Source organism: Streptomyces sp. NPDC048297 (assembly GCF_043201585.1).
Lineage (GTDB): Bacteria > Actinomycetota > Actinomycetes > Streptomycetales > Streptomycetaceae > Streptomyces.
Map to the genome: position 1 here is coordinate 290,705 of NZ_JBICZA010000003.1, position 22,084 is coordinate 312,788.

18 protein-coding genes and 1 pseudogene are annotated in these 22,084 nt (G+C 70.5%); 7 read left to right on the forward strand and 12 right to left on the reverse strand.

Annotation, left to right across the window (positions count from 1 at the left end; genetic code table 11):
• Positions 1-85 precede the first annotated feature (85 nt).
• Both ACGFYV_RS04975 and ACGFYV_RS04980 read right to left on the reverse strand, forming a co-directional pair.
• On the reverse strand, positions 86-2,383 hold the full coding sequence (locus ACGFYV_RS04975; RefSeq protein ID WP_393876942.1) for an ATP-binding cassette domain-containing protein: 2,298 nt from the start codon (positions 2,381-2,383) through the stop codon (positions 86-88).
• Between the two features lie 214 nt (positions 2,384-2,597).
• Positions 2,598-2,903, reverse strand: a complete 306-nt coding sequence (locus tag ACGFYV_RS04980) for a DUF5132 domain-containing protein (RefSeq protein WP_393876943.1) — start codon at positions 2,901-2,903, stop codon at positions 2,598-2,600.
• A gap of 464 nt (positions 2,904-3,367) precedes the next feature.
• Here ACGFYV_RS04980 and ACGFYV_RS04985 point away from each other — a divergent pair, with 464 nt between their 5' ends.
• A complete protein-coding gene (locus tag ACGFYV_RS04985) occupies positions 3,368-4,708 on the forward strand; it encodes a glutamine synthetase (RefSeq protein WP_393876944.1) in 1,341 nt (446 codons plus the stop codon).
• 7 nt (positions 4,709-4,715) lie between these two features.
• Here the strand turns inward: ACGFYV_RS04985 and ACGFYV_RS04990 are convergent, their stop codons facing one another.
• The 3 genes from ACGFYV_RS04990 to ACGFYV_RS05000 all read right to left on the reverse strand — a co-directional run bounded on the left by ACGFYV_RS04990 (position 4,716) and on the right by ACGFYV_RS05000 (position 6,846).
• On the reverse strand, positions 4,716-4,970 hold the full coding sequence (locus tag ACGFYV_RS04990; protein WP_393876945.1) for a hypothetical protein: 255 nt from the start codon (positions 4,968-4,970) through the stop codon (positions 4,716-4,718).
• Between the two features lie 149 nt (positions 4,971-5,119).
• Positions 5,120-5,677, reverse strand: coding sequence for a GNAT family N-acetyltransferase (locus ACGFYV_RS04995; RefSeq protein WP_393876946.1), 558 nt, complete (start codon positions 5,675-5,677; stop codon positions 5,120-5,122).
• Entirely contained in the window at positions 5,674-6,846 is a 1,173-nt protein-coding gene (locus ACGFYV_RS05000) for a type III PLP-dependent enzyme (protein ID WP_393876981.1), read from the reverse strand. The genes ACGFYV_RS04995 and ACGFYV_RS05000 overlap by 4 nt, the downstream gene beginning before the upstream one ends.
• 260 nt (positions 6,847-7,106) lie before the next feature.
• Between ACGFYV_RS05000 and ACGFYV_RS05005 the strand changes: the two genes are divergently transcribed.
• Together ACGFYV_RS05005 and ACGFYV_RS05010 are read left to right on the forward strand one after the other, a co-directional pair.
• On the forward strand, positions 7,107-7,547 hold the full coding sequence (locus ACGFYV_RS05005) for a hypothetical protein (protein WP_393876947.1): 441 nt from the start codon (positions 7,107-7,109) through the stop codon (positions 7,545-7,547).
• A gap of 756 nt (positions 7,548-8,303) precedes the next feature.
• The gene (locus ACGFYV_RS05010; protein WP_393876982.1) at positions 8,304-9,473 is read left to right on the forward strand and encodes an acyl-CoA dehydrogenase family protein; all 1,170 of its coding nucleotides are present in this window, start codon (positions 8,304-8,306) and stop codon (positions 9,471-9,473) included.
• A 213-nt stretch (positions 9,474-9,686) separates the two neighbouring features.
• Here ACGFYV_RS05010 and ACGFYV_RS05015 read toward each other — a convergent pair whose 3' ends face one another.
• Positions 9,687-11,846: a RecQ family ATP-dependent DNA helicase gene (locus ACGFYV_RS05015; RefSeq protein ID WP_393876983.1), complete on the reverse strand. Its 2,160-nt coding sequence runs from the start codon at positions 11,844-11,846 to the stop codon at positions 9,687-9,689.
• A 206-nt stretch (positions 11,847-12,052) separates the two neighbouring features.
• On the opposite strand from ACGFYV_RS05015, the pseudogene ACGFYV_RS05020 reads away from it, so the two are divergent.
• Positions 12,053-13,299: pseudogene (locus ACGFYV_RS05020) on the forward strand (hypothetical protein); the annotation flags it as partial.
• A gap of 312 nt (positions 13,300-13,611) precedes the next feature.
• Complete coding sequence (locus tag ACGFYV_RS05025) at positions 13,612-14,232, forward strand: hypothetical protein (RefSeq protein ID WP_393876948.1); 621 nt, start codon at positions 13,612-13,614, stop codon at positions 14,230-14,232.
• 488 nt (positions 14,233-14,720) lie between these two features.
• Here ACGFYV_RS05025 and ACGFYV_RS05030 read toward each other — a convergent pair whose 3' ends face one another.
• The 3 genes from ACGFYV_RS05030 to ACGFYV_RS05040 all read right to left on the reverse strand — a co-directional run bounded on the left by ACGFYV_RS05030 (position 14,721) and on the right by ACGFYV_RS05040 (position 16,826).
• A complete protein-coding gene (locus ACGFYV_RS05030) occupies positions 14,721-15,350 on the reverse strand; it encodes a hypothetical protein (RefSeq protein ID WP_393876949.1) in 630 nt (209 codons plus the stop codon).
• Positions 15,351-15,419: 69 nt separating this feature from the next.
• Positions 15,420-16,121 carry a ribonuclease HII gene (locus ACGFYV_RS05035; RefSeq protein ID WP_393876950.1) on the reverse strand — a complete coding sequence of 234 codons (702 nt, stop codon included), beginning with the start codon at positions 16,119-16,121 and terminating at the stop codon, positions 15,420-15,422.
• Positions 16,122-16,202: 81 nt separating this feature from the next.
• Entirely contained in the window at positions 16,203-16,826 is a 624-nt protein-coding gene (locus ACGFYV_RS05040; RefSeq protein ID WP_393876951.1) for a TetR/AcrR family transcriptional regulator, read from the reverse strand.
• Between the two features lie 185 nt (positions 16,827-17,011).
• On the opposite strand from ACGFYV_RS05040, the gene ACGFYV_RS05045 reads away from it, so the two are divergent.
• The gene (locus tag ACGFYV_RS05045) at positions 17,012-18,559 is read left to right on the forward strand and encodes an MFS transporter (RefSeq protein ID WP_393876952.1); all 1,548 of its coding nucleotides are present in this window, start codon (positions 17,012-17,014) and stop codon (positions 18,557-18,559) included.
• 541 nt (positions 18,560-19,100) lie between these two features.
• Here ACGFYV_RS05045 and ACGFYV_RS05050 read toward each other — a convergent pair.
• From ACGFYV_RS05050 to ACGFYV_RS05060, 3 genes are all read right to left on the reverse strand, one after another.
• Complete coding sequence (locus ACGFYV_RS05050) at positions 19,101-20,006, reverse strand: ADP-ribosylglycohydrolase family protein (RefSeq protein WP_393876953.1); 906 nt, start codon at positions 20,004-20,006, stop codon at positions 19,101-19,103.
• A gap of 12 nt (positions 20,007-20,018) precedes the next feature.
• Positions 20,019-20,678 carry a histidine phosphatase family protein gene (locus tag ACGFYV_RS05055; protein WP_393876954.1) on the reverse strand — a complete coding sequence of 220 codons (660 nt, stop codon included), beginning with the start codon at positions 20,676-20,678 and terminating at the stop codon, positions 20,019-20,021.
• An 80-nt stretch (positions 20,679-20,758) separates the two neighbouring features.
• Positions 20,759-21,364, reverse strand: a complete 606-nt coding sequence (locus ACGFYV_RS05060) for a YdbC family protein (RefSeq protein WP_393876955.1) — start codon at positions 21,362-21,364, stop codon at positions 20,759-20,761.
• A 152-nt stretch (positions 21,365-21,516) separates the two neighbouring features.
• Here ACGFYV_RS05060 and ACGFYV_RS05065 point away from each other — a divergent pair, with 152 nt between their 5' ends.
• Positions 21,517-22,050, forward strand: coding sequence for a TerD family protein (locus tag ACGFYV_RS05065; RefSeq protein ID WP_393876956.1), 534 nt, complete (start codon positions 21,517-21,519; stop codon positions 22,048-22,050).
• Positions 22,051-22,084 lie beyond the last annotated feature (34 nt).

Genomic DNA, 22,084 nt, shown 5'->3' on the forward strand with positions numbered 1-22,084 from the left:
GTGGGGGCAGGCGTGGGGGCAAGGCGCGCCGGACCGCGCCGACAGTGGTGTCGTCACGCGGTCGGCCGGCGGGCGGCGGCTGCGGTCAGGCGGCGGGTTCGCCGGCCTGGAGTTGCCACAGGGACGCGTAGAGTCCGTGCCGGGCGAGGAGTTCGTCGTGGGTGCCCTGCTCGGCGACGACGCCGCCCTTGTCCATGACATAGATCCGGTCGGCGTGGCGGACCGTGGAGAGCCGGTGGGCGATGATCAGCGTCGTCCGGTCGGCCGCGAAGACGCGGAGCGTGCGCTGAATGGCGGCCTCGGTCTCGTTGTCCACGGCGGAGGTGGCTTCGTCGAGGATCACGACCGGCGCGTCCTTGAGGATCGCGCGCGCCAGCGCGATCCTCTGTCGCTGGCCGCCGGAGAGCGCGGCACCGCGTTCGCCGATCACCGTGTCGTAGCCGTCCGGCAGCGCCGCGACGAAGGTGTGTGCCTCGGCCCTCATGGCCGCCTCGACCACGGCCTCGCCCGAGACTCCGAAGCTGCCGTAGCGGATGTTGTCGGCGATGGTGCCGTCGAAGAGGAAGGGGTCCTGGGCGACGAACCCGATCGCGTGGCGCAGATCGTGCCGCGACAGCCCGCGCACGTCCCGCCCGTCGAGCAGCACGCTGCCCGTGTCCGCGTCCTGGAATCGCATCATCAGCTTGGCGATCGTGGTCTTGCCGGAGCCGGTCGCGCCGACGAGGGCGGTGACCTGCCCGGCGGGGATGGTCAGCGAGAGGTTCTCCAGCGCCGGAGGCCGGTCGGGGTACGCGAAGGTCACGCCGTCGAGGACGATCTCCCCGCGCACCTCTTCGACGTCGAGCGGTCCGCCGGTGCCGTTGGTCTCGGCGGGCAGAGCGCGCAGCCGCCGGACCCGGTCGTATGCGGTGATCGTGCGCTGGTACTGGTCGACGATGCCGCCGAGCCGGTTCATCCGCAGCAGCACCATCTGGGGCAGCCCGATCAGCGGGCTGAACACCTCGAACGGCAGGCTGCCGTCGAGCACCGCCCGGCCGCCGATCAGCAGGGTTCCGGCCATCGAGCTGGTCGTACAGACCCGGACCGTCTCGGCGTGGCGGATCGTGCTCCGGTCGGTCCGCCGGCTGCTGTCCTGGACCTCCTCGCTCAGCCGGTCGATGCGCTCGGCCTCGTAGTCCTCGGTGCAGAAGCTCTTGACGGTGGCACCGGCCTCCAGCGTGTTCACCAGCTGGCTGTGCAGCCTGGCCCGGTGCTCGCCGGAGACGGCGTAGTCGGCCGTGACTTCGTCCTGGTAGTGGAGCGACAGCCAGGCGATGACCGGGATGGGCAGGAACGCGATCCAGGCGATCTGTGGTGCCAGCAGCAGGAACAGCGGCACCAGCAACGCGAGACTGGTGCCCAGTTGCAGCACGTCGCCCGCCGAGGTGGCGAAGAAGGTGCCCAGCTGACGGACGTCGTCGGTGAGCGCGCCGGCGATGCGGGTGGTCCGCTCGCCTTCCAGGTGCCGTAGTTCGAGGTGTTGCACATGGGCGTACGTCCGGTTGCGCCAGTCGTGCTCGATGTCCTGGCCGAGCCGGCGCCACTGGAGGTTCGAGGCGTACGACAGGCCCGCCACGGCGGCACAGGCGACGGCCATCAGCCCCGCCAGACCGAAGAGTTGAGCGGACGCGGTGGTCAGGCCGAGGCTGACCAGCGGAGCCGCCTCGCCCTTGATGAGGACCAGTCCGGTCCAGCCGAGGAGGGTGCCGAGCGCCATCTCCGAGGCCTGGCAGGCGACGGACAGGGAAACGGCCCCGTAGAGACGGCGTCGGTGCGGTCCGACGATCTCCACCAGGGGGTGGCGCTCGGCGCCGGGCCCGGCCGCGTCCCGGGACGCGTCGACCGATCCGCGCCAGGCCTTCCGGACGACGGCTGCGGTGGCCACGGCCACCCCGCCCACTGCCACCAGCTGCCTGGTCAGCGCCGACCCCTTGACCAGGGCGATCCCGGCCGCGACCCCGCCGCCGACGGCGAGCACCGGTCGCACGACCAGGCCGCGGTCCACCTGCGGGGCCGATGCCGCAACGGGTCGGGCCGGTGCCGGGCGTCCCGCTCCGGCCGGATCCTCCGCGACCAGGGTGACGACTCTGCGGACGATCCGGCCGACATCCGTGGCGTGCACCCGCGCATCGTGCCGGACGAGCACCCCGCCGGTGACCGGGTTGGCGTGGGCCTCGGTGATCCCGGGAATGCGGCGCAGCGCGGCGGCGAGGACCTCGGCCGTCCGCGGCCGTCCGAGCACCAGCTTGACGTCCCAGCGCTGGCGGCCCGGAATGACCGAGCGCGGGCGCGGGTTCGATTCCACGGAGCGGAATCCGGCTGCGGCACCCAGTAGCGATGACATGCGTACGATCACCTGTTTACAGAGGTCACGGGTAGTCCGTCAGCGGGGCGCGGCGGAATTTGGCGCACGACGGAATACTGCGACGGAACGGAAGGTCCGAAGGGGGCAGAAGCGCGGCCGAAAGGCCCACGGTCGACCGCCGCGAGGCCCCGTCTTCCGAGGCCGGCAGGAAGACACGCCCAGGCGGCGGGTCGGGCCGCGCATCAGGGCGCCACTACGCCTTCGCGGCGGCGGTCGCGCGGATCTTCGGAGTCCTGGCCTCGCCCTTCTCGCCGGTCGAGGCCGCACCGTCGGTGGGTCGGTTGTCCTCACCCGCGGCGACCTGCGCCGCCACCATTTCGGCGGCCACCTCGACCGCGAGATCGTGGATGTTCTCCCCGGTCTCATGGGCCGCCTTCTTCACCTCCATGACAAGTCCGACAGACGTCGTGACGACACCGCGCACCAGCGGCTTGAGGAGTCGCTTGGCCAGCGGCGCAGCGATGAGACCGATCAGAAACGGCGGAACGACGGGCGGCATGATGCTCCAACCTCTATACGCAGATGTATGACACTGGCCCCAGGGCACTGCGAACTCCGCAGCACGCACAGCAGGGGAGGCGGAAGCACCAATTCCCGGAATTCTCGATGTCCCGCGCCGGACTTTCCGCCGGGCCGGATTCCTTGTCGATGCCGATCGGGTGAACCGTCCGCTCCTCGATCACCGTAGTCGAGTCATGACCGTCGAGGCCAAACGGTCTCGGCTGGTTTCACCCATGCGAGTGCTATCCATGTTCGGACCGCTACGGATTTCCGTAGGCACATCCACCGAGCGAAGTTTTTTTCTCATTTCATTTTCCTATTACTAGCGATCGGGGAGGCTTTCCCCGGGGGACTCCCCGTGTCCGCGTCCTGCGTCACCTCGCAGCTCCGACCGTTCACGAACGGGTGAACTCCCCGCCGGCCGCTGGCGCGCCGCTTGCCGCGAACGCCAGCATGGCCGGCATGGCCACCTCTCACCCCCGAGCTGAGCGGGCCGCCCAGGCCCGGACGGCCGAATCCCAGCTCGCCTCCGACGGAATCGACGGGGTGGTGTTCGGCTGGGTCGACAACGCCGGAATCACCCGGGTGAAGTCCGTCCCGCTCGCCCAGCTCGCCCACGCCGCCGAGTACGGCGTGGGCGCGGTGCCCTGCTTCGACGTCTCCCTGGTGGACGACTCGTTCACCGTTGCGCCTTCGAGTACGGGCCCGGTGGGCGACCTGCGGCTCGTCCCCGACCTCGACCGGCTGACCCCGCTGGCCGCCCAGCCCGGCTGGGCCTGGGCCCCGGCGGACCGCTATGCCCAGGACGGCACCCCGCACCCCGGTTGCCAGCGCCGATTCGCCCGCCAGGTGACCGAGGCCGTCGAGCGGCGCGGGCTTTCGGTGCGAGCCGGGATCGAGGTCGAGTGGGTGGTGGCCGACGCCGCCGGGTCCCCCGCGACGCGCGCTCCCGGGTACGGCATGACCCGCTTCGTCGAGCACTCCGACTACCTGCGGGAGGTGCTGCGCGCCCTCACCGACCAGGGACTGGCCGTGCTGCAACTCCACCCCGAGTACGCTGCCGGGCAGTTCGAGGTCTCGGTCGCCGCCGAGGGGCCGGTCGAGGCGGCCGACACCACGATGCTGGTGCGCCACACCATCCGGGCCGTCTCCGCCCGGCACGGCCTGCGGGTCTCGTACGCCCCCGTCTTCACCGAGGGCTCGGTCGGCAACGGCGGCCACCTGCACCTCAGCCTCTGGCGAAACGGCCAGAACCTCGGGCACGGCGGTCCCGGCCGTCACGGGCTGCACCCCGACGCCGAGCAGTTCCTCGCGGGCGTACTGGCCGAGTTGCCCGCCCTGCTCGCCCTCGGCGCGCCCAGCGTCGCCTCCTACCTGCGGCTGGTCCCCTCCCGCTTCGCCGGGGCCTACCGCTGCTGGGGCCTGGAGAACCGTGAGGCGGCGCTGCGCCTGATCACCGGCTCCACCGCAGGGCAGGCCAACGCCGAGTTCAAGTGCTTCGACGCCGCCGCCAACCCGTACCTGGAGATCGGCGGCGTGCTGGCCGCCGGACTCGCCGGCCTGGAGTCCGGTCTGCCCCTCCCGCCCGAGACCCCGGGCGACCCCGCCGCCCTCGGCGCCGCCGAGCGCCTCCCGGCCAGCCTGCCGGAGGCGATCGACGCGTACGAGAAGTCCGCACTGCTGCGGCAGGCGCTCGGTCCCGAGTTGTACGAGACCGTGCTGGCCGTCCGGCGGGCGGAGGCGGAGCTGTTCGCGAAGCACACGGATACCGACGTCATCGAAGCCGTCCGCTGGCGCTACTGACGAGCACTCAGCTCCACTCCTCCGGATCCCCGGCGATGAGCGGTTCCTCGGCCGTTCCCGTGGCCGAAGCGGTCGCGGGCATGGCGTCGTCCGAGGTGTGAGGAGCGGGCCAGGCACCGTTGCCGTCGAGCATGAGGCGCCAGGAGCGGCCCTCGGTGGCATGGCAGTGGATGGCAGCGGCCTTGTGCGGCCGGGCGATCGGCGTGGAGTCGCAGGCCGAGAGGAACGCGTCGACCCCGTCGAGCGCCACGTCTACCGACATGGGCCGCAGGACACCTGCGCGAGCTGAACATCGTAGGTGTGCACCAGAGCCTCGTGCGCTAGAGCCTCGTGCACCCGGCGCCGTGCACCCGGCGCCGTGCAACGGCCAGCCGGGAGCGGCGGAACACATCGGGCACCGGGACGTCTGCATCAGCCCACTTCGGCTCGGGGCGAGGTGCCGAAAGCCGTATCGGTAACAGCGGGTTCCAGCGGCTTCACCATGTAGACCGCCTCGTTGCCGTAGCTCGCAGGCAGCCCGATCCCGGGCCTGGCCCGGAAGCCCAGCCGGGACCACAGCGCCTCGGAGCCGCGCACGGCGACCAGCGAGAGGGTCTGGTAGCGGGCCGCCCGTCCGGTCTCCTCCAGATGCCGCTGCATCCGGCGGGCCAGGCCTCGGGAGCGCGCCCGCTCGGCGATCACCAAGTCGTGGGTGTGCAGATTGCTCCCCCGGTTGCACTCCTGTGCCGCGACTTCCTCGGCCATGCTCAGGTCCGGGCAGCGGAACAGCGGGTACGGCAATGCGAGCAGGTAGCCGCCGAAGCCGCCCGCGTGCTCCAGCACGAAGCAGGTCGAGGGCGAGGCGTGATACCGGGAGCGCAGGGTCTCCCGTCCCTCGGACAGGCCGCTCGCGGCATACGCGCGTTCCTCCAACGCGACCACCTCGTCCCAGTCCTCCTCGCGAAACAGCCGGATCCGGGTGTCGGTCATACGTCCCCTCCGTCCAGAACCGGGCCGCCGACGCAGGTGTACGGCAGCGGCGCGAAGCCGTTGAACCCCCGGGCGGCGTAGGCGGCGGCGTACGCACCGCAGGAGTGGACCCACACCGGGTCGCCGGAGGCGATCGCGCGCGGGACCCGTACCAGGCCGTCCTCCTGGGCGTACGCGTCGTCGCTGTCACAGGTCGGGCCGGCCACCACGGCGTTGACGAACTGCCCGCCGGTGTGGGTGGGGAACTCCAGGCGGTACTGCAACTGGTCCATCTCGTACAGGCCGTTGAACTTGCCGCAGCTCAGGTAGAGCCAGTTCCCGCGGGTGCCGTCGAGCCGGTGTCGGGAAGTGAGCCGCGCCACGTGGGCTCGGATCGCGCCGTGGTCCGCGACCAGGTGGCGGCCGGGCTCCAGCAGGAAGTCGAGCGGGGCGGCGTTGACGGCGCGCAGCCGTTCCATGCCCTCGCGGATCACCACGAACATCTTGTCCAGCGGCGGTTCCAGTGGCCGGCCGCTCCGGTCGAGGACGCCGAGGGCGGGCAGTCCGCCGCCGAGGTTGATCAGGTCCGGCGTGATGCCGCGCCGATTGAGCGCCTCCAGGACTGCCGTCAGCGAGTCGATCGCCGTGGCCCATGCCTCGGCGGTCATCTGCTGGGAACCGACGTGCACCGACAGGCCGGAGGGCACCAGTCCGGCGCTCCGGGCGGCGCCAAGCACCCGCAGGGCGTCCTCGGGCGAGCAGCCGAACTTGTGGCTCAGGCCCCACAGCGCGCCCTCGCCGGTGGTCGCGATCCGGCAGAACACCCGGGATCCTGGGGCGCGTTCGGCGATCGCGGCGACATCCTCCAGGCAGTCGGTGGCGAAGTCGCGCACGCCCAGTCGGTAGGCCTCGGCGATGTTGCGATCCGACTTGACGGTGTTGCCGTAGTGGATCAGCCCGGGGGCCACCCCGGTGCGCAGCGCCTGGGCGATCTCCTGCGGGCTCGCCGCGTCGAAGCCGGAGCCGAGCCGGGCGAGGTGGCCGAGCACCTCGTCCACCGGGCAGGCCTTCATCGCGAACCGGACGGCGACGCCGGGCAGTTCCGCGCGCAGGGCAGCGTACTGGCGGCCGATGCCGTCCAGGTCGTAGATGACGGCGTCCTCCGTGGCGGCGGCGAGCGCGGCGCGCAGGGCGCGGGGGTCGTGCTGGCCGGGCTGGTCGGGCTGGTCGGGCTGGTCGGGGAGGGACGCGGTGGATGAGTGCGCTGGGGCAGGCACGCTCGGGGCGCGGTGGCCGGTTCTGCTCTGGTGGGCCGTCCGGCGCGGTTCGGCGATCTGGCGCACGTCGGTGCTCTGAGGCCTCACGTGTGAACTCCCGGTCCGACTGGATGAATGATGCCAAGGGCTTGCTGGCACGCATGAGATGAGGCGAGGGAGCCCAGAGGTCGGCTGTGACGCCTGACCTGGACTCCCTCCACGCCGAACTCTATGCACGTCTGATGCCTGGCCTGCCCCCGCCGTTCACCCTGCACGCCCTGCACGCCCTGCCCGCCACCTTCGCGCTGACCGGCGTAAAGGCCGAAGAGCGCGAGCCTCTGTTCGGCGTGCTCCACGGTGAAATCCACCCCCTGACGACCCGCGCCGGGCGGACCCCGATCAGCGACCGGCAGTACTGCGGCCGCGCCTTCCACGGCCGCTTCCACCGCCGCTTCCACCGCCACGAACGGGTAGGTCCGGCCGGCGAACTCCACGGAGACGAGGCCGATCTGGCGACGCGGCCTCCGACTGCGAACCGTCCCACCCATCAACTTCTGGGCGCCCTTGCCGGTCCGGGGAAGGAACCGCATGGATTCCGGGCCCCCTGCCCTCGGTCCGGCACTGACAGAACGTGAATCCCAGCAAGGTGAAGGACGAGTGCCCGAATGAGCCGCGCCGCCTCTCGTCCTGGCAGTACGCGATCTCGCTCTTGTCAGGATGCGGCCGCAGCCCGACCTCATCACCCTGTCGGCCGGCCCCTGTCCGGCCTGCCGCTCACTGACGCGGCGAGGTGCCGCCGGACAGTTGCAGCACGCCTGGAAACATCGCTCGGCATACAGAATCACCCGAAGGGCGTCGGCGGGAACCTCCATGACCTTGACGTTCAGGTACCACCGGACGCTGTCGAAGAACTTCTGGATGCCACCCGTAATCTCGTCCACCCGGTACTTGTGCGGGGGGCGTCGCTGAACGAACACGGTCGGGTGCGGGTGAGTTCCCGCGGGAGCCGGACGGGCTCCGGAAGGAGGAACGCGGCCCCGCCGTGTCCGGTGTCATACCCGTCTCGTTGCGGTAGCTGGGTGATCAGCCGGTGTGAGAGGCGAGTCGGATGAGCTGTGATGAGGTACTGCGGCTGTTGCGGGTGCGGGAAGCGGTCTGTCACAGCGAAGCGGAACGGTTTCGGGCTGGGGCTGCGGCTGCGGCTGCGGCTGCGGCTCAGTGGTTCACGGTCCTGCCGGCGAGGTGCGAGCGGGAGCTGACCCGTATCTCGGCGGCGTGCGAGGGCGACGGTGGACTGCCGCAGTTCGACGTTTGCCCGTAAAGGGCTCCTTGCGGTGCCTGGCCTGCAGATCTCCCTGAACGATGTTTCGCCCCGCCAGCTGGAAGGTGCCATGAGCGCGCGTCGACTGTTACCGAACGAGGAGTCCCGTGACCTCATCAGGCTGGTCCGGAAACTGGCGGCCGATGAACTCGCGTCGCGGGTGGATGCCGATGAGGCGAACGAGGCATTCCCTCGTGACGTCTTCAGGCTCCTCGGACGCGTCGGCCTGCTCGGTCTGCCGTACTCCGAGGCGTACGGTGGCAGCGGTCTGTCCTACGAGGTGTATCTGCAGGTTGTCGAAGAGATCTCGGCCGTGTGGGCTTCGGTCGGTGTAGGTGTCTCCGTGCACGTGCTGTCGTGCTTCGGCCTGGCGACGATGGGTACCGAGGAGCAGAAGCAGGAGTGGCTGCCCGCGATGCTCGGTGGCGAGCTGCTGGGTGCCTACTGTCTCTCGGAGCCGCACGCCGGCTCGGACCCGGCGGCGATGCGGACCTGGGCCCGTCGGGACGGCGATCACTATGTCCTGAACGGCGCGAAAGCCTGGACGACACATGGCGGCCACGCGGACTACTACAAGGTCATGGCCCGCACCTCGGAAGAGCGCACGGGTATCTCGTGCTTCATCGTCCCGGCTGACTCCGAGGGCCTCAACGCTGATGTGCCCGAACGGAAGATGGGGCTGACCGGATCCACGACGGCGACCATGGTGCTCCGGGACGTCCGTGTCCCTGTCGAGCGGCGTATCGGTGCTGAGGGCGGCGGCCTGCGTATCGCTCTCGCGAGCCTGGATTCCGGCCGTCTCGGTATCGCGGCCGTCGCAGTCGGTCTCGCCCAGGGCGCTCTGGACCACGCGATCGCCTATGCGCGCGACCGGGAGACGTTCGGATCACGCATCATCGACCACCAGGGAATCGCGTTCCTGCTGGCCGACATGGAGGCCGCGGTCTTTTCAGCGCGTGCTGCGACCCTCCATGCGGCCCGGTTGAAGGACGCGGGACTGCCGTTCAGTCGTGAGGCGTCGGTCGCGAAGCTCGTCGCGACCGACAACGCGATGCGTGTCACCACCGATGCGGTGCAGGTGCTCGGCGGGGTCGGCTACACACGCGAGTTCCCCGTCGAACGGTACATGCGTGAGGCCAAGGTGACTCAGATCTTCGAAGGCACGAACCAGATTCAGCGCATGGTCATCGGGCGCTCGCTCGCCAAGTCCAACCATGGTGACCTCACTCTGGCCCCCTGAGCTCGGCTCTGAAGCTGATCGGACACCCGATGTCCGGGAGGGAAGGCGGCGGTGCCGGTCGGGACCGGGCTCCCGCTTCCCGGCAGGAACAGTCCGCTCACCAGGAGGTGGGTGACGACACGTCACAAGCCGTATCGATCGTGACCCACGCTCCAGGAAACCGCGCCACCGCCGGAGGCACCGAGTTCGGCCGCGCCCACAGCTTGGGGAAGCTCAGCCTGCCGCAGCGAGGACCAGCGGAAGGACCTGTTCGCTGCCTGCCTGTCGGAGCAGGCGGGCAGCGACCGCGAGGGTCCAGCCAGAGTCGGTGTAGTCGTCCACGAGCAGCACCGGACCGCGGGAGCCGGCCAGTGCCCCGGCCAGTTCCTCAGAGATGGTGAAGGCGCCGGACAACGCCCTGAGGCGTTGAGCGGAGTTGCTGCGACGTGCCACGTGCGGGCCACCCGGTCCGGTGTACGCCAGGGTGCCGAGGAAGGGGAGGCGACCGATGGTCGCGATTCCCTCGGCCAGGGAAGCGACAAGTTGCGGACGAGTCAGTGACGGCACCGCGACGACTCCCACCGGCCGGGCGGAGGCATCCGGAACGTTCGGCGCCCAGCCGCCCGCAGAGCGCGCCCAGTCGGCAAGGACCGCGACCGCGGCATGCAGAACGTCGTCGGGGACCGGCCCGTCGGGCGCGTTCTCGGCCAGTAGCGGGCGCAGTCGGTTGCCCCATCCGATGTCCGAGAGCCGCCCCAGGGCACGCCCGGTGGAACACTGCTCCTTGACGGGGATCCGTCCCTTGAGGTCGATGCCCAGTGCGGGCATCCCCGTCGGCCACATCCGGCGCGGCTCGATCTCCACCCCGGGGCGATCCAGTTCCTTCGTCGCCCCCGTCAGCGCCTCCGCCGAGACCGTGGAATCGACCCAGGGACCCGCGCAGTTGTCGCAACGGCCGCATCGGGCCGCCCCCTCGTCGTCCAACTGCCGGCGCAGGAACTCCATCCGGCACTGGGACGTGCTCGTGTAATCGCGCATTGCCTGCTGCTCGGCGGCCCGCTGCTTGGCCACCCACGCGTAGCGCTCGGCGTCGTACACCCAGTCGGCTCCGGTGGCCGTCCAGCCGCCCTTCACCCGCTTGACCGCGCCGTCGACGTCCAGCACCTTCAGCATCGACTCCAGCCGGCTGCGCCGAAGATCCACTGCCGCCTCCAGGGCCGGCACGGAGAGCGGCCGTCCCGCGTCGGCGAGGGCCGAGAGGGTCTGGCGAACCTGGGCCTCGGGCGGGAAGGCGGTATCGGCGAAGTAGCGCCAGATGGCCTCGTCCTCCTTGCCCGGCAGCAGCAGCACATCGGCGTGCTCGACCCCGCGGCCGGCGCGGCCGACCTGCTGGTAGTACGCGATCGGCGAGGACGGCGAACCGAGGTGTACGACGAACCCGAGGTCCGGCTTGTCGAAGCCCATCCCCAGCGCGGACGTCGCGACCAACGCCTTGACCCGGTTCTCCTGCAGATCGGCCTCAGCCTGCAGCCGGTCGGCGTTCTCCGTCTTCCCCGTGTAGGAGGCCACGTTGAAGCCGCGCTGACGCAGGAAGGCCGTGGCCTCCTCGGCCGCGGCCACCGTCAGCGTGTAGATGATGCCGGAGCCCTGCATGTCGTCCAGGTGCTCGGCGAGCCAGCCCAGACGGTGCGCTGCGTCCGGGAGCCGGACCACACCCAGACGCAGGCTTTCCCGCTCCAGCGGGCCGCGCAGCACGAGGGCCTCGCCTGCACCCGTGCCCAGCTGCTCGGCCACATCCGCGGTGACCCGGGCGTTCGCCGTCGCGGTGGTGGCCAGCACGGGCACCCCGGCGGGAAGCTCCGCCAGCATCGCCCGCAACCGTCGGTAGTCCGGCCGGAAGTCATGCCCCCAGTCAGAAATACAGTGGGCCTCGTCGACCACCAGCAGTCCGGTGGTGGCCGCGAGCCTGGGCAGCACCTGATCGCGAAAATCGACTGAATTAAGACGCTCCGGACTCACGAGGAGAACGTCGGTCTCGCCCCGCTCGACCTCCCCGTAGATGGCATCCCATTCCTCCGGGTTGGCCGAGTTGATGGTGCGCGCATGGATACCGGCCCGCGCCGCCGACTCGACCTGGTTACGCATCAGCGCCAGCAACGGCGAGATGATCACCGTGGGGCCGGATCCACGCCGACGCAGCAGAGCAGTGGCCACGAAGTACACCGCCGACTTGCCCCAGCCGGTGCGCTGCACCACAAGAGCACGCCGACGCTCCTCCACCAGAGCCGCCACCGCCTGCCACTGATCCTCCCGCAGGCGCGCGGAGCCGCTCGGATCACCGACAAGCTCAGCGAGGATGGTGTCGGCTTCGGTGCGGAGCTCCAGGTTGTCCATGCACCCCATGCAACCCGATGGCAAGGACAATCGGCCAATCCGCCGCTTCACCCAGCGTGACGGCGAGCCCGCGGACGGTCCGCGAACCGGGCATTGCCCGAAGACAGCTAGGGCCCAACACTCGGCCACGACCATCCCCCATCCGCGCGTTTGCACAGCTCAGGGCTATATTTCCGCCTGGAATCCGAACGCCTTCCCGGTTCTGCAGCCCGGAGCGGCTGAACGACCCCGACTTCCGTGACCAGGTGCTGCCCAAGCTCTCCTCGGCGACCGGACTGCTGGTCGCGGACGAGGCTCACCGCATCTCGGACCGGGGTCACGACTTCCGCCCCGACCACCGGCGGCTGCGCACCATGCTCGCGGACCTCCCACCCGGTGTCCCCGTGCCGGCCACCACCGCAACGGCCGACGCACGCGTGACCGCCGACGTCGCCGAGCAGCTCGACACCGGCGGTTCCCCGGACACCCTGGTCCTGCGCGGACCGCTCGACCGGGAGAGCCTGAGCCCCGGCGTCCCGCGTCTGCCCGACGCCGCGCACCGGATGGCCTGGCTCGCCGACAGATGGAGTTCCTCCGGCGGCAGCTGGACGACGAGGGCGCCAAACCCTGCGGCCGCCGTGACAACTGCGCGGGGCCGCGCTTCACCGCCGACACGTCCGCTACGGCGGTGGACGCCGCGCGTCGACCTGGGACGCGCCGGGGTCGAGGTGGAGCCCCGCCGCATGTGGCCGACCGGGCTCCCGGCGATCGGTATCGACCTCAAGGGCCGCATTCCGGCAGGTGAACAGGGATCGCCGGGGCGAGCCCTGGGCCGGCTCCCGGACATCGGCTGGGGAAACAGGCTGCGCCCCCTCCTTACGCCCCAGGCAGCGGACGCGCCGGTGCCGGACGACGTGGCGCGAGCCGCCGTGGACGTGCCGGACGACGTGGCGCGAGCCGCCGTGGACGTGCCGGACGACGTGGCGCGAGCCGCCGTGGACGTGCCGGACGACGTGGCGCGAGCCGTCGTGGACGTGCCGGACGACGTGGCGCGAGCCGTCGTGGACGTGCCGGCGGACTGGGCGAAGGGTCCGGGCGGCTGGACCCCGGGGGTGACGGACGCCCAGGCCCGGCCGGTGGGCATGGTCACCCTGGCATCCCGCTCGAGGCCCCGGCTGATCCATTCCCTGGGGACCCGCATCGCCGAGGTCGGCCGGCTTCTCCTCCTCGGCTCCATCGAGTACACCGGCGACGCGGACCGAGTGCCGCGCAGCAACAGCGCCCAGCGGCTCAAGGCACTCGACGGCGCCTTGGCGGTGCCGCCCGCTCTCGCCGCCGCGCCGGCCGAGGCCCCGGGCCCGGTCCTGTGGTGGACGACTTCACGGAGACCCGATGGACCCTGGCAGTCGCCGCACGCCTGCTCCAAAAGGCCGGGGCACGCGGGGTGATGCCCCTCGTGCCGGCCGTCCAGGGCCGGCATTCCCCGAGTCGGCTCAGGTCGACTCAGGTCGGCTCGCGGCTGCTCTGGTTACTGCGTCCGGGGGTGTCGATGTCGAACACCTCAGGGGTCATCGCCGGTCCCTGTGGGTAGGGATATAAGCCACGAACCGCCAGATGGCGGTCGGTGGCCCCAATTGCTCGTTGCCGCATCCAAGTTCGACAGGAAGAATTGAAGTCCGCTCCCCGCACGGCGCGCTCGTGATCCGGTTGGGCTTTGCTGCTGCGGTGCGCGCTCCCCCGCATCCGACCTCGCCCGCAGTGTGGGCGCGTAGCCGAAGGGAGGAACGTGACCTTCGGATTCGCCTCGTCCTCGGCGGCGCCGTTGTCGACGCCCGCGTCCGACGCCTCCGCCACTCGCCTGCTCGAGCCCGCGGAGTGGGCCGACGCCGGGATCCCTCTGCTGCGCAACCCTCGTGAGGTCGTCAGCGGGCTGCACGCCCGCCATGACCCCAAGGTGTCCACGGCGATCGTGGCCGTCCTCGGTCCGGACGAGCGGCTGCTCGCCAGCGCGTCGTTCACTCGTCGTCCCACGGCGGCCGACGGCTGGATGTTCCGCAACGCGCTCCTCGACCAGCTGCGGCGCGTCATCCCGCACGACCTGCGCCGACGCACCCCGGTACGTACGGCGGTGCTGCTCTACTGCCGCGAGGGCGACGCGCGCTGGACCGAGGAGGACGGCGCCTGGATGTGGGGGCTGCGTGACGCCTGCACGCTGCACGGGCTGCGCTGCGGCGCGTACATCACGCTGACGCAGGAGGGCTGGCAGGTGCTCGGCGAGGGGCGCGGCGGCCGTCGCCCGAACTCCCGGTCGGCGCCGGAACCATTCGCCCTGGCGGAGGTCCCGCCGCTGATGCCCCGCACCGGGGGCCCGGTCTCCGAGGTCCTGCGCCGCGCGGCGGCCCGCTGAGGAGCAGGCGTCCGGCTCCAAGGACGGCGCCGACGCAGCACGCCGTCAGCCCTTGCCGTCGGCAGAGACGCCCCGGCGGGGAACCGTCTCCCTGTGCAGCACGAGGCTGACGGCCCCAGCCACATGTACCGGTGCCGTCACGGCCCCACTGGCAGTGCGAGCACTCCCCTATCGGTGCCGGGACGTCCCGCCGGGAGGCCTTTGGCGCGCCGAGCGGTACGCAAACACGCCCCCGGTCACCGTGCCTTCGGCGTCCATCCGCGGGGGCAGGCCGCTCGCGGGGCCTGGACCCGAGCGCAGAGCGTGACCGCGGGGCGGTCACCAAGCCCCGGCCGGCGTCGCCGGCTCAGGCCCGGTGCCCGTACGGCGGCCGCCCTGCGGGAGGGCCGGCCACCGCCGGTGTCCGGGCATGCCGACGACCGCACCGTGCCGATGCCGTCGGGGCGGCTTCCTCTTCGCTCCGACAGCCCCTAGACGCGGGGCATGGCTCAGACGCCGGCGCTCAGCACCGAGTTGATCTGCTGCGGGTCACCGCAGACGATCAACAGGGCTCCGGCCCGGGAGTGGGCCAGCGGAAGGGCGGAGGCGGCGGTGGAGGGGCCGCCGTTGACGGCCACGACGACCACGGGGCGAGACGCGGCACGGGAGGCCGCGGCAGCGTCCGCGTAGAAGATGTCGTCGCAGGCGTCGTGCTGCGCCCAGTAGGAGGCTTCACCGAAGGACAGCTCGTGCTCGGCCCACGGGTGCGGGGTACCGGTGGTGAGCACCAGGACGTCACCGGGGGCGCGTCCCGAGTCGAGGAGCAGGTCCACCGCTTCCTCAGCGGCGTCGAGCGCGCCCTCGATGGAGGCCGGGATCAACTGGATCTGCGGGTTCGTCGCGGTGGCGGCGGACTTGGCCGGGCCCGAGGGGCCTGGCTTGACCGGAGTCCCGTCACGCGGGGTGCGCTGCACCGGCGCCGTGGGCCTCAGAGGGCCGGGACGACCGGGGCGGGGCGGAGCCGCGGGGCGGGGGCCGGGTACGGGGCGGGGGGTCGGCGCGGTGCGGCCGGTGGCCGGAGTGGCGCGGGGACCCTGGGCACTCTCGTGAATCTGAGGCTCCTCGGGAATGAGAGGCATGAGCTGATTTTTATCAAACGTTGGTGCGGCACCGATGAGCGGGGGGGCACATCAGTGCGAGCGGAACCGTCAGAGGTCGAAGGCGAGCTGACCCTCGATCTCCGGAACGCTTCCGTCCGCCAAGCTGCGGACCTTCTTGAGGTGCCGCCACTGGGGCAGCGCATCAAGATACGCCCACGACAAGCGGTGGTACGGGGTGGGCCCCCGCTCCTCCAGTGCGGCCTTGTGCACGGGCGACGGATACCCGGCGTTGTCCGCAAATCCGAAGTCTGCATGGTCGACACCCAGTTCGGCCATCATTTTGTCGCGCTGAACTTTGGCGATCACCGACGCCGCGGCGACGGCCACGCATGACCGGTCACCCTTGATCACCGTGCGTACTCTCCACGGGGCGCCGAGATAGTCGTGCTTCCCGTCGAGGATCACGGCGTCGGGGCGGACAGGCAGGGCGTCCAGGGCACGGACTGCGGCGAGCCGCAGCGCGGCGGTCATCCCCAGGTCGTCGATCTCCTCCGGGGAAGCATGCCCCAGGGCGTAGGCCGTCACCCACGATCGCAGTATCCCGGCCAACTCCGTACGCCGCTTGACCGTCAGCAGCTTGGAGTCGGTCAGACCCTGCGGTGGCCGGCGCAGTCCGGTGATCGCCGCGCAGACGGTGACCGGTCCGGCCCAGGCGCCCCGCCCCACCTCGTCGACACCGGCAATGACCTTCGCTCCGGTCGTGGCGCGAAGGGAGCGCTCGACGGTGTGAGTGGGTGGTTCGTACGGCATGGCGCCCTTAGCGTACGCCGACGGGATCGCCGCGCGACACCCCGGCCCCCGAGCGGCGTCGGCGACGACGGTCGTCGGCCGTCAGTCTTCGTACGGCCGCAGCAGCGGAAGCATCAGCCGGTCGATCATCTCCTCGAGATCCTTGTCGCTCCATTCACTGGTGCACATCTTCGACCGGTACATCATCATCGCCGGAACGACGTCGAAGACGTACCCGTCGGCCGCATCACGGCGCACTTCCCCTCGCTCTATTCCACGGGTGACGACCTCACGAATCAGCTTGATCGTCGGCTCCACCACACCCTCGAAGATCACGCCATGGAACCGCTCGGCCTGCATGGGGTCGCATTCGTGAATCACCGCTCGCAGAGCGAAACCGGGCCGCGAGTACATGGCGTCGCGGGCCACCCGGCACAGGGCCAACAGGTCCTCGCGAACACTTCCTAGGTCGGGCACCCCCTCTACGCGAGGCAGTCCGGCCTCGAGCGCGTCGGCGACCAGGTCCTCCTTCGAGGGCCAGCGGCGGTAGACCGCGGCCTTGCCGGTCTGGGCGCCGGCCGCGACACCCTCCATCGTCAGGCCCTTCCAGCCGACCGTACTGAGCTGTTCCAGGGCGGCGTCCAGGATCGCGCGTTCCAGCACCGCACCGCGCCGACGGGGAGAGGCCGTCCGGGCAGGAGCAGCCGACCAGCGCGAGGTATCCATCCGTGTTTCTCCAGCGAGCAAAGGGAAGCGGGGGTTCCGGGGCGGGCCACGCCGGGTCGCAGCAGAGGGGGACACGACGCGCGGCGAGGATTTAAGTGAACGCTTGCGTTCACTGTTGGGGACTCACTACCGTTGACACGACAGTGAACGCGAGCGTTCACTAACACCTTTCTGGGGGATCCATAGTGACAACCTCTCAGCTGCTTCAGGACCAAAAACCGGGCGCGGCCCGCCGGGAGGGGCATCCCGGCATCGCCCTCACCGTGATCGCGGCCTGCCAACTCATGGTGGTACTCGACGCGACGATTGTGAACATCGCGCTCCCGCACATTCAAGAAGCTCTCAGTTTCAGCACCACGGACCTCACCTGGGTGGTCAGCGCCTACACGCTCACCTTCGGCGGTCTGCTGCTCCTGGGCGCCCGGGCCGGTGACATCCTCGGCCGCCGAAGGGTGTTCATCACCGGCATCCTGCTGTTCTCCATAGCCTCGCTCCTGGGCGGACTCGCCCAGGAGCCCTGGCAGTTGCTGGCCGCACGCGCCCTCCAAGGCGTAGGGGGCGCGATCGCGTCGCCCACCTCGCTGGCCCTGATCACCACCACGTTCCCCGAAGGGCCGGAGCGCAACCGTGCGTTCGGCGTGTTCGCGGCCGTGTCCGCGGGCGGCGGTGCCATCGGCCTGCTCGCGGGCGGCATGCTCACGGACTGGCTCGACTGGCGGTGGGTGCTCTTCGTCAACGTGCCCATCGGTCTGCTGATCGCCGTGCTCGCCCCGCTCTACATCAGCGAGTCCGAACGACACCCGGGCCGGTTCGACATCGTGGGCGCACTGACGTCCACGGCCGGCATGGCCTCGCTGGTGTACGGCTTCATCCGCGCCTCGGAGAAGGGCTGGCGCGACGGCATCACCCTCGGCTCGTTCGGGGCGGCGGTGGTCCTGCTGGCGGCCTTCGTCCTCACCGAGTTGCGGGCCAGGGAACCGATCACGCCGCTCAAGATGTTCGCCGACCGCAACCGCTCGGGCACGTACGTGATCATGCTCAGCCTGGCCGCGGCGATGTTCGGCATGTTCTTCTACATCGTTCTGTTCGTTCAGAACGTGCTCGGCTACAGCCCCATCAAGGCCGGCCTCGCCTTTCTCCCCGTGACGGCCGCGATCGCGGTCGGCGCCGGTCTGTCGCAGCGGTTCCTGGCCACGCTCGGGCCCAAGCCGTTCATGACGGCCGGCACGCTGCTGGTGGTCGTCGGACTTGTCTGGCAGACCTTCATCACGCCGGACAGCTCCTACCTCGGCGGCATCCTCGGCCCGATGCTGGTGTTCGGCTTCGGCATGGGCCTGAACTTCGTGACCGTGACCGTCACAGCCGTCTCCGGTGTCGCGCAGCACGAAGCGGGCGCGGCTTCCGGGCTGCTCAACGCCACACAGCAGGTGGGCGGTTCGCTCGGCCTGTCCATCCTGACGACCGTCTTCGGCTCCGCCAGCAAGGACGAGGCGAAGAAACAGCTGCCGAAGTTCCTCGCGAACGGTTCGCCGGAGCAGCAGGCCGAGTTCGCCAAGACCAAGCAGCTGCCCGCGCCCTGGGGGCACGACGTGCTCGCTCACGGGATCTCCACCGCCTTCGTACCCGCAGCGGCGATCGCCGCTCTGGCCTTCCTCACCGCCTGGCTGGTGATCAAGGTCCGCAAGAGCGATCTCGAAGCGCTCGCCGGCTCCGCCGGGCCGGGGATCGGCTGACCCTCCCGCCACGGCCCCGAACAACGGCCGGCCGGACCGCCGCCAAGCACCTGAGGACGCACGCGGCGGACCGGCCGGCCGCACCACGGCAACAGGAACCCAGTCCGGCACCGGCCCTCGCCCCCGCACCCGCACCCGCACCCGCACCCGCACCCGTCGCAACACCGCCGGCCGGCCCAGCGCAACCAGCACGGCCGCCATTGCCGCCATTGCCGCCACGGCCGACACAACCTGCACATTCACCACGACCGACAACACCCACACCCCCTCGGACCCTCACCCCGGCCGCCAACCCGCAGCCCACCGACCGCCGACCGCCGACCGCCGACCGCCGACCGCCGACCGCCGACCGCCGAGGAACGACGAACGCCCCCTGGCCAACTCGACAGCCCACCGCCTACGGCCGCCCGCAGCCAACGGCACCGGACACCAGAGGAACGGACGGCGGTCACACAGAGTTCCCGACCCACACGGAGAGTTTCCAAGCGGAGTCACGCCGCACCGCCGAAGCCACCACCGTCGATCCCACGGCTGCCGGCCGTCAGGACCCCGCAGGCACCCAGTCCGGCAGTACCTCGGTCCGCTCCAGCCACTCGACCGGCGGCGTTCCCGCCTTCACACACGCGAGCACGCCGCCCACGATCGCGCAGGTGGTGTCCACGTCACCGCCCACCTGGGCGGTCGTCCAGAACGCCGACTCGAAGTCGCCCAGAGCCCGCGCGGCGGACCAGAGGGCGAACGGCACGGTGTCGTGGGCGGACGTACGACGACCGCAGCCGAGGACGGCCGCGACCGTGGCCGCGTCGCCGTAGTCGAGCATGTCCCGTGCTCGCCGCAACCCCGCGCCGACAGCGCTCTTCGGTACGAGCGCGACGACGCCGTCGAGCAGGGCCTCGGGGCTGGGCGGGCCGTCCGGAGAGGCGGCCAGCGCGGTCGCGGCGGCGACGGCCATGGCGCCGACGACGGCTTCCCTGTGCTGGTGCGTGGGGTACGCGGAGATCTCGGCCTGGTGGGTCGCCTGCTCGGGATCATCGGCGTACCAGGCACCCAGGGGGGCGATGCGCATGGCGGCGCCGTTGCCCCAGGACCCCTGTCCCTTGAAGAGTCCGGCAGCCAGCTCGCGCCAGTCCTCACCTTCCCGGACCAGGCGGAGCAGCCGGTTGACCGCGGGTCCGTAGCCCCGGTCGAAGTCGTGGTGCTCGGCGAACGAGCGGGCCAGCGCGTCCTGGTCGATGCGCTGGTGGGCGGCCAGGACGGTCACCACCGAGCAGGCCATCTCCGTGTCGTCCGTCCACTGCCAGGGCCCCGCGGGCAGCTCGCGCCGCTTGAGCAGCTGGTAGTTCGCGGGAACGAAGAACTGTGAGCCGAGCGCGTCGCCCACCGCCAGGCCGCGCAGACTGGCCAGGGCGCGGCTCAGGCGCCCGTGAAGAGAGGAGTCAGCGGTCATCGCCCTGCCACTCTATCCGTTCACCCAGTACGGCAACGGTTCCCGCCAGCGCTCGAAGGGCCGGTCGAGCGTGTACTTGCCGTCTTCTCCGAGAACGAGCATGCGCACTTCGCCGTTCCCCGGGTTCGACAGCGATTCGAACTCCGCCACCGACCAGTGGAACCAGCGCATGCAGAACAACCGCATCGCGAGCCCGTGCGTCACCAGGAGCACGTTCGGCGGGTGGTCGGGGGCCTCGAAACTGCGGTACAGACTCTCCAGGAACCCTCCGACACGGTCGTACACGTCGGCGCCGGACTCGCCCTGCGGGAAGCGGAAGAAGAAGTGGCCGTACGCGTCCCGGTACGTCTTCTGCAGGCGCACGTCGTCGCGTTCCTGCCAGTTGCCCCAGTCCTGCTCGCGCAGCCGGGGTTCCTCGCGCACCCGTATCAGGTCGGGGTCGAGGTGGAAGGCGCGGAGGGTCTCATGCGTACGGCGGTACGGGGAGACGTAGACGCTCACGCGTTCCTGACCGAAGAGCTCCCGGAGCCCCTTGCCCGTCACCTCGGACTGCCGCCAGCCGCGTTCGGTGAGCGCGAGTGCGTGGTCGGGCTCGCGCTCGTATACGGAGTCATCGACATTGCCCGTTGACTCGCCGTGCCGGACAAGGACGATGCGCCGTGGTCGTGCCATGCCGAAACCCTAGATCGAGCGAGGCACGATCGAGCACTCGTACGGGCTCCATACGGCGTAGATCACACAAATAGTGCGCCTCAGACCGTCCAGGACGGCTCCAGCTCCACGATGTCGCCCGAGAGTGCCGCGATGTCGGCCTCCGTCTGGGCCCGTAGAGCCAGTCGCTCCACGCGCTCGGTCCGGTACTTTCCGTGTTCGGCCGCCGACCGCCACATGGAAAGGATCATGAATTCCTGCTCGGGGGCTTCGGCGAACATGCCGCGGATCATGCCCGGCGACCCGGCCATCGCGGGGTTCCAGACCTTCTCCTGCATGAGGGTGAAGTGTTCGACGCGTTCCTCGTGCACACGGCACAGGGCCACGCGGATCAGGTCGGTGTCGGTGAAGCGGGGCTCGAAGCCGGTCTTCACGTCGAAGCGGTACTCGAACAGTTTGACCTGGGCGTCCTTGAACGTGCCGGACTGGGAAGCGGCCAGGCGGTCGTGGGAGCGGGCCATGAAGGAGTCGTAGAAGGCGCGACTCTCCCAGAAGGCGAAGATGTGTGCCCCGCCCGGCCGCTGCCGGCTCCACCCTCCGCCCTGTCCCCGAAATCCCGGCTCCCCCAGAAGCCCCGCCCATTTCCGCTGCCCCCGCTCGAAGCCGCGGCGGTCCACCACGGTGCAGCGAATCCACTTGACCAGCACCGCGCCATCGTAAGGCCATGGGCGTGGCGCCGGTCACGCTCCTGTGGAGATCACCCGCGCATATGCTCCTACGGGCGTGGCACGATGGACAAGAAGCCCTGACTTCGCAGGAGTTGGGGAATACGGTGCCTCAAGGGGGAAGGGGAAGCCCGGTGACCGGCTTCAGCAAGGGAAACCGCAAGATCGAGGTCGCACTCAAGTGGGATCCGAGTCCGGCGGGCCAGGCGCCCACCGATCTCGACATCGTCGCCGCGACATTCGTGTCGGGCGACGCCTACGGGACGCCGGCGTATCTGGTGCACTTCGACAGCCGCTCGCCGGACGGCACGATCTTCCTGAACCGGGACAGCACCGACGGCAAGGGCTTCGGCTGGGACGAGGTCATGACGCTCGATCTCGACCGGCTCGACGGCCGGTACGCGCGCGTGGTGGTCGGTGCCGTCATACAGCAGGCAGGCGGGCACAGGGCGTTCGCCCAGGTGCTCAATCCCGGCATGCGCATACGCGAGGGCTACACCGTCCTCGCCGAGGACGACTTCGGCTCGGTCCCCGAGGCCACGGCGGCGACGATCGCCGAGTTCGTGCGCGACGCGTCCGGCGGGTGGATCTTCCACGCCGGTGTCCATGGCTTCGACGAGGATCCGGCGACGTTCACCCGCGTGATGGGCAGGGAGCACCGGCCCTGACTCCCGCGCTCGGACAGCAGTAAGGGGCGCCGGC

Coding starts and splice junctions, on each gene's coding strand:
- ACGFYV_RS04975 (WP_393876942.1), bottom strand. CDS start 2,383: ATGTCATCGCTACTGGGTGCCGCAGCCGGATTCCGCTCCGTGGAATCG.
- ACGFYV_RS04980 (WP_393876943.1), bottom strand. CDS start 2,903: ATGCCGCCCGTCGTTCCGCCGTTTCTGATCGGTCTCATCGCTGCGCCG.
- ACGFYV_RS04985 (WP_393876944.1), top strand. CDS start 3,368: ATGGCCACCTCTCACCCCCGAGCTGAGCGGGCCGCCCAGGCCCGGACG.
- ACGFYV_RS04990 (WP_393876945.1), bottom strand. CDS start 4,970: ATGTCGGTAGACGTGGCGCTCGACGGGGTCGACGCGTTCCTCTCGGCC.
- ACGFYV_RS04995 (WP_393876946.1), bottom strand. CDS start 5,677: ATGACCGACACCCGGATCCGGCTGTTTCGCGAGGAGGACTGGGACGAG.
- ACGFYV_RS05010 (WP_393876982.1), top strand. CDS start 8,304: ATGAGCGCGCGTCGACTGTTACCGAACGAGGAGTCCCGTGACCTCATC.
- ACGFYV_RS05015 (WP_393876983.1), bottom strand. CDS start 11,846: ATGGACAACCTGGAGCTCCGCACCGAAGCCGACACCATCCTCGCTGAG.
- ACGFYV_RS05030 (WP_393876949.1), bottom strand. CDS start 15,350: ATGCCTCTCATTCCCGAGGAGCCTCAGATTCACGAGAGTGCCCAGGGT.
- ACGFYV_RS05035 (WP_393876950.1), bottom strand. CDS start 16,121: ATGCCGTACGAACCACCCACTCACACCGTCGAGCGCTCCCTTCGCGCC.
- ACGFYV_RS05040 (WP_393876951.1), bottom strand. CDS start 16,826: ATGGATACCTCGCGCTGGTCGGCTGCTCCTGCCCGGACGGCCTCTCCC.
- ACGFYV_RS05050 (WP_393876953.1), bottom strand. CDS start 20,006: ATGACCGCTGACTCCTCTCTTCACGGGCGCCTGAGCCGCGCCCTGGCC.
- ACGFYV_RS05055 (WP_393876954.1), bottom strand. CDS start 20,678: ATGGCACGACCACGGCGCATCGTCCTTGTCCGGCACGGCGAGTCAACG.